18 protein-coding genes are annotated in these 17,333 nt (G+C 64.7%); 8 read left to right on the top strand and 10 right to left on the bottom strand.

The window, feature by feature from the left end:
- Positions 1-371 precede the first annotated feature (371 nt).
- Positions 372-2,828: a (Fe-S)-binding protein gene (locus tag ACFC0O_RS14075; protein ID WP_375957497.1), complete on the bottom strand. Its 2,457-nt coding sequence runs from the start codon at positions 2,826-2,828 to the stop codon at positions 372-374.
- Between the two features lie 85 nt (positions 2,829-2,913).
- Here ACFC0O_RS14075 and ACFC0O_RS14070 point away from each other — a divergent pair, with 85 nt between their 5' ends.
- Both ACFC0O_RS14070 and ACFC0O_RS14065 read left to right on the top strand, forming a co-directional pair.
- Entirely contained in the window at positions 2,914-3,720 is an 807-nt protein-coding gene (locus ACFC0O_RS14070) for an isochorismatase family protein (protein WP_375957495.1), read from the top strand.
- 365 nt (positions 3,721-4,085) lie between these two features.
- Positions 4,086-4,238, top strand: a complete 153-nt coding sequence (locus ACFC0O_RS14065) for a hypothetical protein (RefSeq protein WP_375957492.1) — start codon at positions 4,086-4,088, stop codon at positions 4,236-4,238.
- A gap of 112 nt (positions 4,239-4,350) precedes the next feature.
- On the opposite strand, the gene ACFC0O_RS14060 is transcribed toward ACFC0O_RS14065, so the two are convergent.
- A complete protein-coding gene (locus ACFC0O_RS14060) occupies positions 4,351-5,172 on the bottom strand; it encodes an amidohydrolase family protein (protein WP_375957490.1) in 822 nt (273 codons plus the stop codon).
- A gap of 39 nt (positions 5,173-5,211) precedes the next feature.
- Between ACFC0O_RS14060 and ACFC0O_RS14055 the strand changes: the two genes are divergently transcribed.
- Positions 5,212-5,664, top strand: a complete 453-nt coding sequence (locus ACFC0O_RS14055) for a MarR family winged helix-turn-helix transcriptional regulator (RefSeq protein ID WP_375957487.1) — start codon at positions 5,212-5,214, stop codon at positions 5,662-5,664.
- A gap of 9 nt (positions 5,665-5,673) precedes the next feature.
- Here the strand turns inward: ACFC0O_RS14055 and ACFC0O_RS14050 are convergent, their stop codons facing one another.
- Genes ACFC0O_RS14050 through ACFC0O_RS14040 form a run of 3 tightly spaced genes read right to left on the bottom strand, consistent with a single transcriptional unit; the run spans position 5,674 to position 8,219 of the window.
- Positions 5,674-6,444, bottom strand: coding sequence for a hypothetical protein (locus ACFC0O_RS14050; protein WP_375957484.1), 771 nt, complete (start codon positions 6,442-6,444; stop codon positions 5,674-5,676).
- 31 nt (positions 6,445-6,475) lie between these two features.
- Entirely contained in the window at positions 6,476-7,306 is an 831-nt protein-coding gene (locus tag ACFC0O_RS14045) for an SAM-dependent methyltransferase (protein WP_364650956.1), read from the bottom strand.
- Between the two features lie 16 nt (positions 7,307-7,322).
- A complete protein-coding gene (locus ACFC0O_RS14040; RefSeq protein WP_375957481.1) occupies positions 7,323-8,219 on the bottom strand; it encodes a helix-turn-helix domain-containing protein in 897 nt (298 codons plus the stop codon).
- 147 nt (positions 8,220-8,366) lie between these two features.
- On the opposite strand from ACFC0O_RS14040, the gene ACFC0O_RS14035 reads away from it, so the two are divergent.
- On the top strand, positions 8,367-8,582 hold the full coding sequence (locus ACFC0O_RS14035) for a hypothetical protein (RefSeq protein ID WP_375957479.1): 216 nt from the start codon (positions 8,367-8,369) through the stop codon (positions 8,580-8,582).
- A gap of 51 nt (positions 8,583-8,633) precedes the next feature.
- On the opposite strand, the gene ACFC0O_RS14030 is transcribed toward ACFC0O_RS14035, so the two are convergent.
- The gene (locus tag ACFC0O_RS14030) at positions 8,634-9,590 is read right to left on the bottom strand and encodes an oxygenase MpaB family protein (RefSeq protein ID WP_375957476.1); all 957 of its coding nucleotides are present in this window, start codon (positions 9,588-9,590) and stop codon (positions 8,634-8,636) included.
- Positions 9,591-9,906: 316 nt separating this feature from the next.
- Here ACFC0O_RS14030 and ACFC0O_RS14025 point away from each other — a divergent pair, with 316 nt between their 5' ends.
- Positions 9,907-11,640, top strand: coding sequence for a DUF885 domain-containing protein (locus ACFC0O_RS14025; protein ID WP_375957473.1), 1,734 nt, complete (start codon positions 9,907-9,909; stop codon positions 11,638-11,640).
- 51 nt (positions 11,641-11,691) lie between these two features.
- Here the strand turns inward: ACFC0O_RS14025 and ACFC0O_RS14020 are convergent, their stop codons facing one another.
- The 3 genes from ACFC0O_RS14020 to ACFC0O_RS14010 all read right to left on the bottom strand — a co-directional run bounded on the left by ACFC0O_RS14020 (position 11,692) and on the right by ACFC0O_RS14010 (position 14,639).
- The gene (locus ACFC0O_RS14020) at positions 11,692-12,213 is read right to left on the bottom strand and encodes a hypothetical protein (RefSeq protein ID WP_375957470.1); all 522 of its coding nucleotides are present in this window, start codon (positions 12,211-12,213) and stop codon (positions 11,692-11,694) included.
- A 17-nt stretch (positions 12,214-12,230) separates the two neighbouring features.
- The gene (locus tag ACFC0O_RS14015; RefSeq protein ID WP_375957467.1) at positions 12,231-13,055 is read right to left on the bottom strand and encodes a hypothetical protein; all 825 of its coding nucleotides are present in this window, start codon (positions 13,053-13,055) and stop codon (positions 12,231-12,233) included.
- 162 nt (positions 13,056-13,217) lie between these two features.
- Positions 13,218-14,639 carry a hypothetical protein gene (locus ACFC0O_RS14010; RefSeq protein WP_375957464.1) on the bottom strand — a complete coding sequence of 474 codons (1,422 nt, stop codon included), beginning with the start codon at positions 14,637-14,639 and terminating at the stop codon, positions 13,218-13,220.
- Positions 14,640-14,807: 168 nt separating this feature from the next.
- Between ACFC0O_RS14010 and ACFC0O_RS14005 the strand changes: the two genes are divergently transcribed.
- The 3 genes from ACFC0O_RS14005 (at position 14,808) to ACFC0O_RS13995 (ending at position 17,004) form a co-directional block, all read left to right on the top strand.
- A complete protein-coding gene (locus ACFC0O_RS14005; RefSeq protein ID WP_375957461.1) occupies positions 14,808-15,698 on the top strand; it encodes a Scr1 family TA system antitoxin-like transcriptional regulator in 891 nt (296 codons plus the stop codon).
- 24 nt (positions 15,699-15,722) lie between these two features.
- Positions 15,723-16,547, top strand: coding sequence for an SAM-dependent methyltransferase (locus ACFC0O_RS14000; protein WP_375957458.1), 825 nt, complete (start codon positions 15,723-15,725; stop codon positions 16,545-16,547).
- 64 nt (positions 16,548-16,611) lie between these two features.
- Positions 16,612-17,004 (top strand): hypothetical protein, encoded by a 393-nt coding sequence (locus tag ACFC0O_RS13995; protein WP_375957455.1) that lies wholly within the window; start codon positions 16,612-16,614, stop codon positions 17,002-17,004.
- A 33-nt stretch (positions 17,005-17,037) separates the two neighbouring features.
- Here ACFC0O_RS13995 and ACFC0O_RS13990 read toward each other — a convergent pair whose 3' ends face one another.
- Positions 17,038-17,325 (bottom strand): hypothetical protein, encoded by a 288-nt coding sequence (locus ACFC0O_RS13990; RefSeq protein WP_375957452.1) that lies wholly within the window; start codon positions 17,323-17,325, stop codon positions 17,038-17,040.
- Between the last annotated feature and the right edge of the window lie 8 nt (positions 17,326-17,333).

Raw genomic sequence — 17,333 nt, 5'->3', positions numbered from 1 at the left:
CGGCGGCAGATCGAAATGTTGACGGCCTCGCGAAACTCCGGTAGCAATACGCCGACCGAAGCGACCAGCATGGGAATGAACGTGTCCAGTCCGACCCGACGATCACTGACGATCGCCCACACGATCGGCATCTGTGTGGGCTTGGCGCTCCTGCTGGCCGGGGTCATTCGTCTGGCGCTGGTGCCCGTTCAATGTTCGGGGCACACCATGGGATCGACCGAGGTGTGCACCCGAACCGAGAAGGGGCATGCCGTGACGCGGGATTTCGAACAGCAACGGTCTCTTCGCCATTCGACCGATGGGTTCCTCATCGTCGCCGGTTCGGCTGTCGCGGGAGGCTCGGTCCTGCTATTGCGGCGATCTCGGCGACGTTAGCCTCGCTTGCCTGGTGCCTTGATCGAGCCTTTCATCGCCAGACCTGCGACCGGGGCCGACTTGGCGGTAGGGATTGTCGCGGCACCGGGGGCCTTCGCTCCCGGTTTCTTGGCGAGGCCCTTCATTGCCAGACCCTTCGCAGGGGGCGCGAGGGGATGCGCGGCAGGGCTGTTATCGGTGTCGAGATCCGCTGTCGGACTCTGGATTCGGGCAGGAGAATCCGCGGTGACCATGGTGGGATCGGTGTGCGGAATCTCCGAGGTCCGATCAACCCGCAGGTTCTGCGACAGGGTGGCGGGATCGATACGGGTGATGGCGTCGAGCATGAGCTGGGCGACATCGACGACCTCGACTTTCTGCGCGGTGTCGAGTCCGTCCTGGCGGGCGGTGACGCCGTCCGAGAGCATGACGCGGCAGAACGGGCAGCCGGTGGCGATCTTGCCCGGGGTCGGTGTGCCTGAGAGGGTGGCGAGGGCTTCGTCGGCGCGGTCGATATTGATGCGTTTGCCGAGTTGTTCTTCCATCCACATGCGCGCGCCACCGGCGCCACAGCACATGGAACGTTCAGCGTGGCGGGGCATTTCGATCAGGGTCGACCCCGAGGCGGCGAGAAGTTCGCGGGGAGCGTTGTAGATCTTGTTGTGGCGGCCCAGGTAGCAGGGGTCGTGATAGGTGATGTCCTGGGCGACCGGGGAGACCGGGATCAATTTGCGTTGCCGGACAAGACGATTCAGCAATTGCGTGTGGTGCACCACCTCGTAGGTGCCACCGACCTGCGGGTACTCATTGTTCAACGCGTTGAAGCAGTGCGCACAGGTGACCACGATCTTCTTCTTGGACGCCTCCACACCCTCGAACACCGAATCCAGCACCGCGATGTTCTGCATCGCCAGCTGCTGGAACAGGAACTCGTTACCCGCACGCCGCGCCGAGTCACCGGTGCAGGTCTCCTCCTGACCCAGCACCATGAACTTCACACCCGCGGTCGCCAGCAACTCGGCCACGGCCTTGGTGGTCTTCTTCGCACGATCCTCGTACGCACCGGCACAACCGACCCAGAACAGGTACTCGTACCCGTCGAAGCTATCGGCGTCCTTACCGAAAACCGGGACCTCGAAATCGATTTCGCTGATCCAGTTCAGCCGATCCTTGGCGTTCTGACCCCACGGATTGCCCTTGTTCTCCAGGTTCTTGAACAGACCCGCGAGCTCGGACGGGAACTCCGACTCGATCAGCACCTGGTAACGGCGCATATCGATGATGTGATCGACATGCTCGATATCGACCGGGCACTGCTCCACGCACGCACCACAGGTGGTGCAGGACCACAGCACCTCGGGATCGATAATGCCGCCGGAGTCGCGGCCCTGATACTCCCCCACGAGCGGCCGTTCGGCTTCCGCGCGTTCGGATTCCGAGAGCTTGGCCGTATCACCGCCGAGCAGGTACGGCGCTTTCGCATAGGTGTGATCGCGCAGTGAGGTGATGAGCAGTTTGGGCGACAACGGTTTTCCGGTATTCCAGGCCGGACACTGACTCTGGCACCGACCGCATTCGGTGCAGGTGGTGAAGTCCAGCAACGCTTTCCAGCTGAAGTCCTCGACCTTGCCCGCACCGAACGCGTCCACGTCCGGGTCTGCGCTCTCCATATCGAGCACTTTGCCGCCGGACATCATCGGCTTGGCCGCCCCCAGCGCGACGCCACCGTCGGGTTCACGCTTGAAGTAGATGTTCACGAACGCCGACAGCCGATGCCAGGCAACGCCCCAGGTCAGATACCTGCCGACGAGATACAGAAACGCGGCTCCCGCAAGCATTTTGACGAAAGCGAAGCACGAGATGAGCACCGGGCTGGAGGGCAGCAACTTGGCCACCTGCATCGTCACCGGATCGGTCGCGATATGCCCACCGCCATAGGTGGCAATCCGGCCCGCCTTGACCAGCACATCTCCGAAACCGTGTGTGGCCACGATCGTTTCGATGATGTACGCCGCCCGGAAGTTGGATCCGCCGAACCGCGACAGCCGATCGGCGCGACGCGGATGATTCAACTGCCGGATGATGATCAACGCCCCGATACCGAGCAGGGTGCCGATACTCAAAATCTCCTCGAGCAGGTGATACCCGACCGTATGGCCCACGATCGGCCACCCGAACTCGGGATCGAAAGTCTGCCCGTACGACTCGAAATAGAACACCATCCCGAGCAGGAACCCGACCATCACCAGCCAATGCGCCCACCCCACAGTGCGGAACTTGTTCATCCGCGTATGCGCCGCCACCTCGACGACAACGGCCTTCAGCCGAGGCACCACCGGCCGCCACCGCGACCGATCCGCCTGCCCAGCCCGCAGCACCCGCACCATCCGCGCCAACCCGACGCCGAGCACGCCCCAGCAGTACAGCGTGATGAGCGCTCCGATGATCCCCAACGTGATGGTCGCGGTACTCACACCGACCCCCCGGTCTCGAGAAAGCCCCTGAACAGCAACAACACTCAAGTTACTGTCCGGTAACTTAGATCCAATTTCAGCCATCATGACACCGGCAGGCCATTTCGGCAAGATCACCCGCGCTCCGAACACTCTGCGACAGAGGCCATATCGCCACCACGCGGTGAGATACTCAGCGACTGTGGACAACACCACTCCCGAGGCACGGATACACAACTGGCACATCGCATCACGCGAGTACGAGCGCCAGGAATCCCACCGCGGCCGCCGCTTCGCCCACCCCGACATCGACCCTCGCACCACCGCCCTGGTCGTCATCGACATGGTGCCGTTCCACGTCGCCGACAATCCCTACTGCCGAGGGATAGTGCCCAATATCAACAGCTTGGCTGCATCACTGCGCGCGGCGGGCGGAACCGTGGCCTGGGTAATACCCGGCACCACCGCCCCAACCCCCGCGATGATCGACTTCTTCGGCCCCCGACTGGCCGAGACCTACAGCAAGACAGGCGGTTCCGGCCCTGCCCACACCCGCATCTGGCCGGACCTACACACCGAACCTCGGGACCTTTTCGCCGAAAAGTCCGCTTTCAGCGCCTTCTTCCCAGGCCGCAGCCCCTTGCCCCACCTACTCGAACAGCGCCACATCGACACGGTCCTCATCACGGGCACCGTCACCAACGTCTGCTGCGAATCCTCCGCCCGCGACGGCTCCACCCTCGGCTTCCGAGTAATCATGATCGCCGACGCAAACGCCGCCCGCCGCGACGCCGAACACAACGCCACTCTCCACACGATCTACAGATCCTTCGGCGACGTCCGCCCCACCGCAGACGTCCTCACCATGATCAGCGCGGCGAATCCTCCACACCCTCAACAACACTCACGATGACGTCGCCAGCCTCGAAATCCGACTTCCGCAGCCCGGGAACCACGAGCCCGAGCTGAACAGCACCCTCCGGACCCACCCTGTTCGAGCCATCGATAGCGACGCAGGTCGCCGTCGGCCCCAACCTTCCGTCCGCCCGCACCACCATGACCCGACCACCAACGGTTAGAACACCGCACTCGACGTACCCGACAACTGCGGTCCCGCGCCCCGTCAGCGTGTACGCGGCCTCGACCCGAAACCGGAACCGCTCACCCTCTAGCGTCACCGATACTCCTCGATTGGTTGCGTGACAGCGAAATTTAGCGCGAACAGCGCGTACCGTAGAGCCGCAATCGACCGTTCCTTCCAGCGAATCGAGCGCAGGTGTGACGAACGAAATTACTCGGGAGCGGGATCGGCTGGCCTGGGAGAAGCGTATCGCCCGCGACCGTAAAAACATCCGCGCGGTCAAATGGGCGGAACGGCAGGCGGATCGCCTGGTCGCGCGCCTCGCGCAGCGCCAACATACGTCAGGGTGAGTGCGCGACTGGCCACACAAGTGCGCCAGAGAATTGCTGCTGGCTGTAGCGTCGATGTCGGGATCAGTGGTGCCGACATGGAGCGGTTGCGGTAGACGACGCCGATCCCGTGTCAGAGGTTGAAGATTCGCGCCGCGTTGCCGCCGAGGAACAGGTCTCTGGCTTTGGCGTCGAGGCCTAGTTTGTCGATGTGTTGCAGGCAGCGTTCGGCGGACAGCATCGGCCAGTTGGTGCCGAATAGGACGCGGGTGCGGCCGGGGCCTCGCATGTAGTCGATCAGTGTGGCGGGGAGGCGGTGGACGGCGTAGGCCGAGGTGTCGACGTGGAAGTTGGGGTATTTGGTGGCCAGGGAGATGACCTCGTCGATCCAGGGGTAGCCGACGTGGCCGCCTACGACCACGAGGTCGGGGAATTCGAGCAGGACATTGTCGAGGTATGGGATGGGGCGGCCGGGTTCGGAGGGGCACAGTGGGCCGGTGTGGCCGATTTGGGTGCAGAAGGGGATGCCGAGTTCTACGCAGGTGGCGTAGAGCGGGTAGTAGCGGCGGTCGTCCGGGGGCAGGTTCCACAGCCAGGGCACCACTCGGAGTGCGACCAGGCCGAGATCGGTTACCGCGCGGCGCAATTCGCGGACGGCATCGACCGGGTAGCGCAGGTCCACCGCGGCCACACCGGTGAAGCGGTCCGGGTGCGCATGCACGGCGGCGGCGACTTCGTCATTGTCGATCAGCATGCCCTGCGGGCTCGACCACGCGCACAGTAGTGCGCGTTCGACGCCGGCGGCGTCCATTGCCGCCAGCGTCGCATCGGTCATGGACGCGGCGGCGAGGGCACCGCCGTCCTGACGGGTCCAGCGCAGCAGGGTGGCGAGCCAGGGCTGGCTCAGGAATAACTCGTTCGGTTGCTGTGACCAGGCGTCGATGATTCGTGTCATACCGGACAAACATACTTCACTAGTGTAGTGTCGTCAATCATGGACTCCCCCAGACAGTTTCACTCGGGCAATCGGCGCGTGTATTTCAACCTGCAAAGGGTCGCGCAGCGGTTGAAAGTGGCCGCCGATGAACAGTTCCGGGTGGCCGGGGGGATCACCACATCGCAGGCGGCGGCACTGGCGATCGTGGTGCGCAATCCCGGCTGCGCGCAGCGGCTGCTCGCCGATGAGCTGGGTCAGCGCGAATCGGCGATCACCACGATGGCGGCCCGGCTCGAGACCGCCGGATTGGTGGAACGCCGCCCCAGCGCCGCGGATTCACGCGCGTGGGAGCTGTGGCCGACGACGGCGGGACGCGAGGCAATGACCGGTCTCCATCAGGCACTCGCGGTGATCAACGAATTGCTCGAAGAGGCCGTCGGCCCGGATAACGTCGACGACTTCGCCGATGCCCTGGATCGGCTGGGAAGCGCACTGGATTCGGGTGCCTGACAGTCGATTTCAGTTCGAATCGTAGTAGGACGGATCGATGAGATCGCGGGTCCGCGCGATAACTCGATCGCGGAACAGTCGCACCACCGGCCAGGGGCGGAACGCGAGAGTCATTGTCTGAACGCGAAGTTCGTGATCAACCCGAATCAGGCTGGCGGCCTCGACCGGGATACCCGAGATCTCGCAGGTCCACAGGCTCAACAGATTCGGCTTCGCCATCATTCGCAGGCCGGTGTCGCGCTCACCGTAGACGGCCGCCGCGTGCGAGACGATGGTCCGCACATCATCGATCCCCGCGACCGGGCGCAGCGAGACCGGGCTGCGGAAGACGATATCCGCGGTCGCGTCGAATGGCAGGCGAGGATCGACCCGCTCACCCGAATCCAGCGGTAGGACAGTCCGATCGATGCCCGCGGGCAGATCCCATGACTGCGCGGGCATTAGATCACCACTGAGCATCCGCACCCGATCGCCCCATTCCGTGGTACCCGGATACGAGCTGAGCAATACCTGGATCTCGACACCCGCGCGCGTACCCTGTCCGACGGTCATACCGTGGATCTCTTGGCCCTCGAATCCCGCTGTCCAGCAACGAGCTTTGAGACGTTCGGTATCGAGCGCCAACGTTTGGTCCAGTGAGGACAGCGGGGCCGAAAGTATGTCGCCGAGTTTGGCCACGAGCGCCGGGTCGGCGATCCCACCCGAGGCGAAGGGATGCTTCAACACCACTTCGCCACCGGGTCGAATATTCCACTCCCGCAACAAATCTTCGATGAACATTCCGGAGAACCTGGTCGGTGTCATCGTCTCGCTAGGGCTTGCGGCCGATACCCGCCCAGTACCAAGCGCTTTCGGCTTCGCCGACGGCCACCGGCCGGTCGGTGAGATCGGGCCGCCACGACGCGACCGGGACCAGGCCCGGATCCACGAGCGTGGTGCCCGCGAACAGATCGCTGGTGTCGGACTTGCTGCGCGGATGGAACTCGATACCCGAGGCCACCGCCGCACCCACCACGCCGGCCATCGCCTCGGGCGCGAAATCCGCTGTGGGGTGGGTGATTACGAGGTAGCTACCGGACGGCACCGCGGCCAGCAGCTCGGCGACGATGTCCTGCGGACGGTCCTTGTCCCCGAAGTACATCATGATGGCGACGAGCATGATCGCGACCGGCTCGGACAGATCCAGCGTGCCGGTCAGATCCGGATGCTCCAGGATCGAGCGCGGATCATGCAGATCGGCGTGGATGAAGCGGGTGCGCCCCTGCGGGGTGCTGTCCATCAGCGCGCGAGCGTGCGCCAGCACGATCGGATCCTTGTCGACGTAGACCACCCGCGCGTTCGAATCGAGCTGCTGGGCGACCTCGTGGGTGTTTCCGGCCGTGGGGATTCCGGTGCCGATATCGAGGAACTGGGTGATCCCGGCGTCGGAGACCAGATGCCGGACCGCGCGGGACAGGAAGGCGCGATTGGCGCGCGCCATGGTCTTGATGGTCGGGACGTGCTCGGCGATGGCGTCACCGAGCGCGCGGTCCGCCGGGTAGTTCTCCTTGCCGCCCAGCCAATAGTCGTAGACGCGGGCCTCATGGGCGATGGTGGTGTCGATCTCGGTGGGTAGCTGGGTGTCGAAAGCGTCGTCGGGCATGGGAGCTGTATTCCGATCAGTGTCGCGGGCGGGTGGTACGGAAGGTGTCGAGCAAGTGGGCGGTGCGATCGGGCGGTAGCGCGCAGACGCACAGGCGGGCCCAGGTCGCGTTGAATCGGTCCACATCGCCGGGCCGGTCCAGGAACTGCGGGCCGGACGGGTGCGGGAAGTGCGCGAGATCGCTCAGTTCGGGCGCGGCGAACCGCAGCATGGTGAACGCGGTGCCGCTGATCGCGGGCCCGCCGATGTGATCGGGCAGCACCTGCACGGTGATGTTCGGGCGGGCAACCAGTTCGGCCAGATGGTCCACCTGGCCCTGCCAGATGGCGGCTCCGCCGAGCGGGCGGCGCAGCGCGGCCTCTTCGATGACGAACCATGCCTTGGGCGCGTCCGCGCGGGTGAGCAGGCGCTGGCGGCGGGTCAGCAGCTCGATGCGGTTCTGGATGGCGGCGGCGGGCTGTTGATCGGCGATGGCGAAAATGGTGTGCGCATACGACGGTGTCCACACCAGATCCGGCAGCAGACTCGGTGCGTAGCAGCGGATCAGCGCCGCGGAATCCTCGAGCGCGAGGTAGGTGTCCGGTCGCGCGGTGGCCAGATCCGCACCGGCCTGCCAGCGGCCGGTGGCATTGGCGCGCTCGGCCAGTCGCCGGAATTCCGAACGCGTGGCGGCATCGCGCACACCGTAGGCGGTCAGCAGATCCTCGATGTCCTTGGCGCGGAAGATCACCCGTCCGGCTTCGAGTCGGCTGATCTTGGAATGCGAGGCGCGAATCGCCCGCCCGGCGGTCTCGCCGCTGATCCCGGCCGTTTCCCGGAGCTTTCGCAGGCGAACTCCGAGCACCCTGCGCAGCAGTGCGGGGTCCTCCCCCGGGTCGTCATCAGCGCAGGTTTGCCTAGAGTCCTCGATCACTGCCACTCCTGTCGGCGTCGGTGTCGCGAACACGAGTGTGCCACAACCTATTCCATCACGAGTTCGAAAAACTGTGCACGTGCCGATGCACGTGCAGCGAGGTATGATGCGTGCGGGATCTGCCGGGATCCCTTTTTGGGGGCTCACATGGAAACGAGTTACACCACCGCCGGACTCGGCTCCGGCGCCTTTCACAGGCTCGACATCGCCGATGTCGTTCGCTCGTATGGAATCGATTCGGTCCAGCATCGGATCAAGCAACTGCACGTCAACGGAATGCATTACGCGGCAACGGCTATCGAACGCGAACTCGCGGCCGCGCAGCTGACCGAACCGGCCGAGATCTATCCGCGCTCGGCATGAACCTGCGCCCTGTCGTACTCGATCGAGTGCGACAGGGCGCCCCGAGCGCCGCTAGATCAGCGCGGCCTGTTTACGCATGCGGCGCTGCACATCTCGCATCATCGACTTGGTGCCCGCGAAGCGCAGGAACTTGGGCACGAACCGATTCACGAATCCGACGAAGACGAACAGGTGCTCGAAGCGCCGCTGATCGGTCGCGGTCCATTCCACCCCCATCGCCTCGCGGAAGAACGGCGCGAGATATCCGGCGGTGAGGAATCGCAGCAGACCCCCGAACATCAGCCGCAGATACCAGTGGATCATCCGCAGGTGCAGCAGATCGTCGATGTACGCGCGCACTTCGGGATCGACCGCGATGCTCTGGCACGCCTCATTCCAGAACACGTCGAAATCGGCGCGGGTCTTGGGCCACATATCCTCGGTGACCTGCAATGTGGTGCCCAGCGTCGAGGACGTCGAATAGAACGCCTCGGCCTGCTCCGGACTCATCTTGCCGTGCAGCAGTTGGTACGAATCCTCGAATCCGACATAGATGCTCGCCGCGACCCAGCGCTGCAGATTCCGATCGAAGGCGTTGTACTTGACCTTCGCACCGGGCTCGGACTTGACCTGCCGATGCGCGACATTGACCGCCTCGCGGAATATCGCCTTCTCCTCGGGCGAGCCCAGAATCGCGACCGCCAGGTAGGAGGCGGTGGTACGCAAGCGTTTCCACGGATGCGCCATCAGCGAACCGGATTCGACCTTGCTCTCCAGCACCCCGCGGCCGACCCCCGGATGCGCCAACTGCATGGCGACATTGGCCGCCGCGCCGGAGAACTGCCAGAAGTCCAGCGCGTCCTGCAATTGCGGCGGCCGCTTGGTCTCGGAGCGATGAATCGACGGAATCGGAATCCGCGTCTGCGCATTGGTCAACGGCTTACCGCCCGCGGCGACGGGGCCATCCGGAACAACCGCGAAGCGGCTCTTCGGAACATCCTCGTACTGCGGTTCCGGGTCAGCGGTCATGATGGTTCCCTTGGTCGTACGGGCAAATCGGCACAGCCGCGGAGCAACTCCCACTCCGATCAGAATGGATATTAACTTAATTGTCCTGGGCGATAGGCGTCAATGATCGGAAGTCCATTGGTCTTCCGGAGAGAACCTGATTCGACCTGCCAGTTCGCTGAAGATTGATCAGTAACATGCTCGCCTCAGCCCAGCAGGCTATGCCGATCGGGGCGTGGCATGCGGGTCTGCGACACTGATCGAAGGACTACACCGCAAACCGCTCGACTTCTCGTAGGCAATCGACCGCGATCGCTGACCATGGAGGCAAGCCGCGATGTCCACATCACACGACCCGATCACCGATGCCGGCACGCCCCGCGCTATCGCCGATACCTACATTCATGAGTTGGCCGCCCTGGACGCTTTTCTGGGGGTGCGCACCGGGCTGGACACCCCTGATGGCGCACTGCCGGATCTGTCGCCGGATGGCCTGACCGCCGTCGCGGAGTTGGCCCGCCGCACACTGACCCAGCTGGACGCCACCGAGAAGGGCAACCGGGTCACCGATGCGGGCGAACAGCGCTGCGCGACGCTGTTGCGCGAACGCCTGACCATCGAACTGGATTTGCGCGCGGCCGGTGAAGACCGGCGTACCGTGCTGCCGTTCAACGCCCTCACCCTGACCGCGCCGTCGGCATCGCCGGTGATGGGCCTGCGCGACATCTTCACCCTGATGCCCACCGAAACCCCCGAGCAATGGCAGGTCATCGGGCGGCGAATGGCGAATATCCCCGCAGCGCTGGAGCAGTACCGCGCGACTCTGACCGATGCGATTCGCCGCGATCTGCTGTGCGGACCGAAGCAGGTGTCCGAGGTGCTCGGGGCGCTGAAACAATTGATATCCGGGAACAGTGCCGGCGGCTGGTTCGGCGACTTCGCTTCCGCCGCACCGGAATCGGTGCGCCCGCAAGTGGCTGCAGCGGCCACTGCGGCAGGCTCGGCAATGGCGGGGATGAAGGACTGGCTGGAACAGGTTTACGCGCCCGCGGTGATCGAGCAACCGGACACCGTGGGGCAGCAACGCTATGCGCGCTGGGTCCGGTACTGGTGCGGGGCGGACCTCGATCTCGACGAGGCCTACCACTGGGCCTGGCGGCAGTTCGCCGATGTCGAGGCGCAGATGCGGCAGGTCGCACAGACCGTGCGGCCCGGCGCGGCACCGCTCGAGACCATGGCGTGGCTGGATGAGCACGGCGAGGCGTACGAGGGCACCGATGCCATTCGCGCGTATCTGCAACGACAGATCGACGGGGCGATCAGCGATATGCAAGGCAAATACTTCGACCTCGCCGAACCGCTGCTGAAGGTCGAGGCGATGATCGCTCCGGCCGGAGCGTCCGCCGCAGCGCCGTACTACAGCCCGCCCGCGGTCGATTTCTCCCGCCCCGGCCGGACCTGGCTGCCGACCGGAGGCAAGACCCGGTTCCCGATCTGGCGGCTGGTCGACCTGTGGTATCACGAGAGCGTTCCGGGGCATCACGTTCAGCTGGGCCAATGGACGTATCTGGCAAAGGAACTCACCGTCTACCAGAGCACCATGGGCTTCGTCGCCGCCAATGCCGAAGGCTGGGCGATGTACGCCGAACATTTCATGGACGAACTCGGGTACTACGACAAGGATCCGGCGATCCGGCTGGGCTACCTCAACGCGCAGATGCAGCGCATCCAGCGCGTCATCATCGATATCGGTATGCACGCCGGGTTGAGCTTTCCGGCATCGGCACCGATGCTGGCCGGAGAGCCGGTGAGCCCCGAGAACGCCCGGGCCTTCTTCGGCGCCTATTGCGGGCTGCCCGGCGACCAGCTCGACGCCGAGATCATCCGGTACCTGAGTTTGCCCGGGCAGGCCATCACTTACAAACTAGGGCAACGGGTTTGGCTCGCGGGCCGAGATGCCGCCCGCAAGGCGCACGGGGAGTCCTTCGACCTCAAAGCCTGGCATATGGCGGCGGTCTCGCAAGGTTCGCTGGGACTCGACGAGCTGGCCGTTGAGCTGGCAGCACTCTGAATACCGCTGGGACACAGCGGTATCGACCATGATCGTTGAGTGCCTGCGACCTCAGGTAGGTCGAATTCCGCTCCAGCCCAGTGGAAGTGCGACGCGCAGGGTGCGGATCTCCTCAACCAGATCGGCATAGCCCTCCTGGATCTGGGCGAAGCGCAGAGCCGCGTCGTGCTGCTGTTGAGCGCTGGAGCTGTGGCGCAGGGTCCATTGCATTTGGGCATAGGTGGCGGCGACGTGGCTGATGACCTCGCCGAGCGAATGTGTGTGGCGGCGGCCGGTACTGGGGCGTGGGAGGTGGAAGGCGGACCAGTCGTCTATCAGGCCGATGAGGATATTGATCCGGCCTCGGGTGACAGTGGCGTCGAAACCGGTGGGGCGGCGGGTGGGCGACACCGATGCGGTCAGCAGGGTGGCATGCAGGTCGGCCAGTTCGCGGGACCAGCCGATCAGGGGCGAACCCCCTTGGAGGGTTCCGGCCACGGCGAGCAGCAGGTGGCGCGCTTCGAGCAAACCCTCGGTGGGGCGGGCGCGTTCGCTATCGGATCGGGTGTCGTGGGAAGGGGCTGCGCGCATCATCGATCTGGTTCTCGGTCTCATGTCATGACGTCCGGGGCGGAGGTTTCCAGGGGCAGGGTGCAGCGGGTGAAGGTGCGGCCGCCGTCGATGAATCGATGGGTGGACTCGCACAGGGTGGTCAGGCGGGTGGCGACCTCGTCGTCGCGCGAATGAGGTTCTTCGAGTTCGATGACCAGTCGGCCGCTGGGCGTGCCGAGCAGGCGGATCACCGCGGATTCGGCTTCGGGCGTGGCCGGGCGGATGGCGTCGTTGATCAGGGCCGCGTAGATCATGTCGACCGATTGGATGGCCGCGATGCGGCCGAGGCGGAAAAGCTCGGTGGCCGCATCGAGTTGGGCCACGGCGGGAATGGCGCCGATCCGGGATTCGACGAGAATGTGCACCTGGGCATCGGGCCGGGCGAGCGGCTCGGTCGGGTGGGGTGCGTCGAGATAGTGGATGGCGGTGCCCGCGCGGGCGAACTGCGCCAGCAGTGCCCGGCCGGATGGACCGAGCGTCATCAGGTGGTCCCGGCTGGGCACGATCAGGTGCGTCTGCAGCGAATCGTCGAGAGCATCGAGGATGTGCCATAGCGTGTCGGCGCGGGGCCAGGGATTGAAAAGCCGTGCGAGATCGACGTTCCACGATTGCGCGACGTGTTCGAGCTGACGCAGCAGGGGTGCCGCGGGATTGCCGCGATCGATCTCGCTGAGCATCTCGCGTAGTAGTACTTCCGCGGCGATGGGCTCGAAAATCACTGTGCCGTCACTGAACCCGGCGTCGGCGGCATACTCGCGGATCGCGTGCGCCACCGCACCAGGGGCATCCGCCAGCAACTCGAGGCGGGCGTATCCGAACCACATATATCGAGTCAAGCGGGAAATTGATTCTGCGGCAATGACATTCGGTAGGTCAGTTGCGGACGAGGACCTGTCGCGGGCAGGACATCGTCCTCACAACCATGACATTTCGAAATGTCATGTACGCGTCACTATGTCATCCCGGACATGCTGAATGATGTCCTCCTACGCGGTAGCCAGACGGTGCTCCACCGGCGAATACGGCTGGTGCGAGGGCATTTCGATCGTTTGCCGGATCTCCTGACAGACATCACGCACATCCGAGCGAGGTGAGGACAGGGTGGCCGCACGCAGCATCCAGCCCAGCCGGTCGGCGACCCGGCCGCTGTCGACCTGACCGGTCAAACTCAGTGAGGCACCGGCGAATTCCACCGCCTCATCGATCTGACGCAGCCGGAAAGCGCCGGTGGCGAGGGTGATGTTGTCGAACAGCAGGCTGCGCGCGGGCCGACCCGGTGCGTACGCGGCCAGCGAGGCACGGGCGCTGTCAACGGCTTTGAGCGTGTACTGCTCGGCCTCGTTGCCGTCGGCTGTCAGCGCGTACTCGTTGTAGATCACCGACTGCATTCCCGTGAACTCACCCGGGCTGAAGAAGACCCGGGTCCACGGGTCGATGAGATCGCCGACGCGGGCGATCTCCTCCTCGGCGCGGGCCAGCGCCAGGCGCATGCGACCGGCGTCGTTCATCATCGCGTGTGCCCACGCCTCATTGGCGTACAGGCGGGCTGATTCCCCGCCGTTGGCGGCATCCTGCGCGGGGAGCTGGCCGAGCTGGAACATGCGCAGCGCGGTGCGCGGATCGCGTTCGATCAGGCTGATTCGGCCCAGTACGTACAGGATTGACGCGACCAGACTGTCCGCGCCCGCACGCCGCGCGAAAACCATTGCCATGGTCGCGAATTGGCGAGCGCGATGTTGGTCGCCGATATCGTGGCTGGCCCAGCCCGCCAGGCGGGCGAGGTCAGCCGACGCGATCAGCATGGCGTGCTCGCGGGCCTGGCCGCGGCAGCGGGATAGCAGAGTCGTCGACCATTTGAGCAGGCTCGCGGCCGCGGACACAATGGCGGAACCGCCATGGCGCTGGTCGATTTCGCGCAATCTGGCGGTGGTGACGCGCACAAAGTCCAGGTCCGGTTCGGTACCGCCGAACACCGCCTCGGGCCCGCCCAGGGACGGCAGCCACGGCAGCAGAATGTCCGGTGAGCCGACGACCGCGGTCGCGAGAGCTTCCAGGAAGGTCGAATTCTCCGTGCGGCCGGTGCCGGAATCCTCCGAACATGACATCACGGGCTCGGACCTGACATTCGAATCCGTTGCGGTGGGCGCGAAGTCGGGTTCGGGTGCGCCGACGGCGGCCAGCAGGTCTCGATATGTTTTGTTCGGTCTGCGAACCTCGCCGAGCTCCCAGCGCGCGATATGGCGCTCCGAACAGGCGGCGTTGATACCCAACCGGCGCGCGTGCTCGTTGACCAGTTCGGCGAAATCCCCACGGCTGAGCCCCAATTGGGCGCGTCGAAAGCTACGTAGGCGTCGTCCCCAGGTGGTCGTTGCTCCCGCGTGCGGGTCTCTGGGGTCCGTGGCGTCCATGAGTGGCCCCGTCCTTCACCGGCTCACTACCCGCGGCAGGCCGGTCACGGTTCGGTTTCCCGTTCGGGCTTGTTCGCGGAATTATCGTGTCCGATAATCTATCCTGATAATCAGGATTGCGAAACTTGAAGCGGCCCAAGGCGACACAGCCCGATACGGTGGGGAGCCATGCCAAGAACCGCGCGAAAAGTACTATTGGGACGGGAAATCGACGCGATGCTGCGGCGCGCGCGGACAACCCAGGCCGAGGCGGGCAAACTCATCGGAGTCAGCCAATCCCGGATTGCGGCGGCCATCGCGGGCACCGGCAATCTGACGGCCGAGGACCTCGGTGAGCTCGCTCGCAGACTCGGCGTCACCGATGAGGGCTATCTGCGAATCCTGTTGGACCTGCGCGAAGACAGCCATCGCCGCGGGTTCTGGAACTCCGGATACCGGCGGGCCTATATCGAGGAACTGCGACTGCTGGTCGATCTGGAGAATGTGGCCGACCGGTTGCGCGAGACCGGTGCGGAGATCGTGCCCGGTCTGCTCCAGCATCCCAGCTACATCCGCGCGTTACATGAACCGCTGCAACCGGATCCGGACGATCCGGATGCGGTGACGGTCGAGGATTACGTGCGAGCGCGGTCCGCTCGGCAGCAGATCCTGTTCAAAAAAGGTGCGCCCGAGTTCCACGCCATCCTGTCCGAATCCTGTCTGCGCCGAACCTACGGCGGGGACAGCGTGATGCTCGATCAGCTCGGACACCTCATCGAACTCACCCAGCGGCCCAATATCCAGATCCAGATCATGCCCTTCACACACCAGGCCCCCGGCGCGGGAATGGAGGACCGCTACATCCTGGTCCGCGTGCCCTCCCCCGGTGCGGCGGGCGATCTGGAGATGGTGGTCGTGGAGGCGCAGGGCGAAATCCGTTATATCGACGACAAACCCGCGGTCGGCATCCGCGACCGCATCTTCAATCGACTGGCCATGACCGCCCTGTCCCCCGCCGACTCCCGACAGTTCATGGAACACCTCGTGCGCGGACTGCGCAGCCGCCCCACCGTCCGATGACACCCCAATTGCATAGGAAACACGATGTCCAGCAGTGACTTCGAGCCCCGCCCCATCGACACCCACAAGCCGAGTCCGGCGCGGATCTACCATCACATGATCACCGGTGAGGTGATCTTCGAATCCGATCTGCCGTTCATTCACCGGCTGTACGAGGAGATTCCGTTCTATCCCCTGTGGGCGCAACACAATCGGCGCTTCCTGGGCCGTGCGGTGCGGCATATGGTCGACTCCGGAATCCGCCAATTCCTCGATATCGGTTCGGGTTTGCCGACCGGCGGCAACACTCACGAGGTAGCCCGGAGCCTGGCCCCCGGCACCCGCGTGGTGTACGTCGACAATGACGAGGAAGCCATCAACCGCGCCCGCGACCTGCTGCGTCAGCAGGATGTGCTGGAGACCACGGCGATGGTCGACGCCGATCTGCGCGAACCCGCGCGCATCCTCGATCACCCCGACACCAAGCGCCTGATCGACTTCTCCGAACCGGTTGGGCTGCTGCTGATCTCGGTGCTGCCCTGGATTCCCGACGCGGCCGATCCGGCGTCACTGCTGGGGCAGTTCCGCGCCGCCGTGGTGCCCGGCAGCCAACTCGCCATGACCCACGTCTCCCTCGAGGACGCGGGCACCGAAATAAAGCAGCAGGTAGCAGCGGGCGCGGCGGTCTTCGGTGACGCCAGCACCCCCGTCACCCTGCGCACCCGGCACCAATTCGAAACCTTCTTCACCGGTTGGAAATTGGCGGATCCGGGCATCACCTACGCCACGGACTGGCATCCCGAAGAACCGGTGGACACCACCGATTATGCCCGTCCATGCAACTTCGCTGCTATCGGAACCCTCCCCTAGCGCGAATAGATAGGTGTGCTGTGCGGCCGCCGATGTCGCCGGCGCACGTTCGAAAGGATCCACCATGCTGTCGACACCGACCGTCGGACAATTCCGCAAGGCCAGCTCCAGCTCCCCGCAACAAGCCTGCGTCATGGTCTACCGCGACGACCAGCGCACCCTGATCTGGGACGACAAACTCGCCGCCACCGTCGACACCCCGCACGTCCCGCCGGGTCAGTGCCTGAGCTTCGACCACGAGCAATTCGAAGTGATCCAGGAAGCGATCCGAGCCGGGGAACCGGTGAGCCGCTTCCTGGTGATCAACCGAAGATTCGACGGGCTCTACGAATTCAGCGCGGACGCGGAGTGCAGCGCGTCCGCAGGAGACGCCAGGCTGTACTTCGACCACCGCGAGTTCATGGCATTCGTGGACGCGGTGGAACAGCACGAGTTCGCACAGTCGGTATTCGTGTAAGCGGTCCGATGTCCGGCGAGGTCCGGCGAGACCTCATGCATTCGCCACCGGCGGGATCTCGGTGAGCGTTGCCACCGGACCCCTGCCGGCACCGGCGACCGACTCGTACACCGTCGTGACGCTCCACGACTGTCCGGCGAACTCGATCCGGTCGCCCTCGTGCACGGTGAGGTGGCGCTCGCCGTCGCGATCCTTGAGGAACAACCGTGCCGCGCGCGCTCCGTCCGCGTCGGCGAGATGCTTTCCGCCGATGATGTTCCCGAAGCCCCAGTCCGAGGGGATGGCGAGATGGACTGTAATAGAACTGCTTTCGAAACTCATCTACTCGG

Origin of the sequence: Nocardia sp. NPDC056100, from assembly GCF_042266325.1 — a bacterium.
Classification (GTDB): Bacteria; Actinomycetota; Actinomycetes; order Mycobacteriales; family Mycobacteriaceae; genus Nocardia.
This window is presented reverse-complemented; position numbering and strand designations above follow the sequence as displayed.